This window comes from Paraburkholderia dinghuensis, from assembly GCF_003837865.1.
Classification (GTDB): Bacteria; Pseudomonadota; Gammaproteobacteria; order Burkholderiales; family Burkholderiaceae; genus Paraburkholderia; species Paraburkholderia dinghuensis.
The window spans coordinates 1-1,494 of the sequence record NZ_RQIS01000051.1 but is presented as its reverse complement, the minus strand read 5'-3'; the positions used below and the strand labels follow the sequence as shown (position 1 = coordinate 1,494).

The window sequence follows — 1,494 nt, the reverse complement described above, 5'->3', positions numbered from 1 at the left end:
GAAAATCCTCACCGCCCGCGTCTACGACGTCGCCCGCGAGACCGAGCTGGAGCGCGCGCCGAACCTCTCGGCGCGCCTTGGCAACGCCGTCTACCTGAAGCGCGAGGACAACCAGCCGGTGTTTTCCTTCAAGCTGCGCGGCGCCTACAACAAGATGGCGCACCTCACGCCCGCGCAGCTCGAGCGCGGCGTGATCACCGCCTCGGCGGGCAATCACGCCCAGGGCGTGGCGCTGTCGGCGGCCAGACTCGGCGTGCGCGCCGTGATCTGCGTGCCGGTGACCACCCCCCAGGTCAAGGTCGACGCCGTGCGCGCCCATGGCGGGCCGACCGTCGAGGTCGTGCAGGCGGGCGAATCCTACAGCGACGCCTACGCTCACGCCGTGCGTCTGCAGCAGGAGCGGGGCCTGACCTTCGTGCATCCGTTCGATGACCCCGAGGTGATCGCCGGCCAGGGCACGGTCGCGATGGAGATCCTGAGCCAGCATCAGGCCCCGATTCATGCGATCTTCGTGCCGATCGGCGGCGGCGGACTCGCCGCGGGTATCGCCGCCTATGTGAAGGCGGTGCGCCCGGAGATCCGCGTGATCGGCGTGCAGACCGACGATTCGTGCGCGATGGCGCAGTCGATCGCGGCGGGGCGGCGTGTCGAACTCTCGGAGGTGGGCCTGTTCTCGGACGGCACGGCGGTCAAGCTCGTGGGCGAGGAGACGTTCCGGCTGTGCCACGCGTATCTGGACGAGGTCATCACCGTCGACACGGACGCGCTGTGCGCGGCGATCAAGGATGTGTTCCAGGACACGCGCAGCGTGCTGGAGCCGGCGGGGGCGCTGGCCGTGGCGGCGGCCAAGCGCTACGTGGAGCGTGAGGGCATCGCGAACCAGACGCTGGTGGCGGTGACCTCGGGGGCGAACATGAACTTCGACCGCATGCGCTTCGTGGCCGAGCGCGCGGAAGTGGGCGAGGCGCGCGAGGCGGTGTTCGCGGTGACGATCCCCGAGGAGCGCGGCAGCTTCCGGCGGTTCTGCGAACTGGTGGGCACGCGCAGCGTGACGGAGTTCAACTACCGCATCGCGGATGCCGAGCGCGCGCACATCTTCGTGGGCGTGCAGATCCGCCACCGGGGCGAGTCGGCGCAGATTGCGCAGACGTTCGTCGAGCACGGCTTCCCGAGCGTGGACCTCACCGCCGACGAACTCTCGAAGCAGCACGTGCGCTACATGGTGGGCGGGCGCTCGCCGCTGGCGCACGACGAGCGGCTGTTCCGCTTCGAGTTTCCGGAGCGGCCGGGCGCGCTGATGCGGTTCCTGTCGTCGATGGCGCCGGACTGGAACATCAGCCTGTTCCACTACCGCAACCAGGGCGCGGACTATAGCTCGATCCTCGTGGGCATCCAGGTGCCCACCGCCGACGATGCCGAATTCCGCCGCTTTCTTGCTACGCTCGGTTATCCGTACTGGGAAGAGACGCACAATCCGGCGTACCGGTTGTTTCT

At 68.8% G+C, this 1,494-nt stretch carries 1 protein-coding gene; it reads left to right on the top strand.

Features of this window, described 5'->3' with window-relative positions:
* On the top strand, positions 1-1,494 hold a 1,494-nt coding region (gene ilvA / locus D1Y85_RS26830), incomplete at both ends, for a threonine ammonia-lyase, biosynthetic (RefSeq protein WP_425466991.1).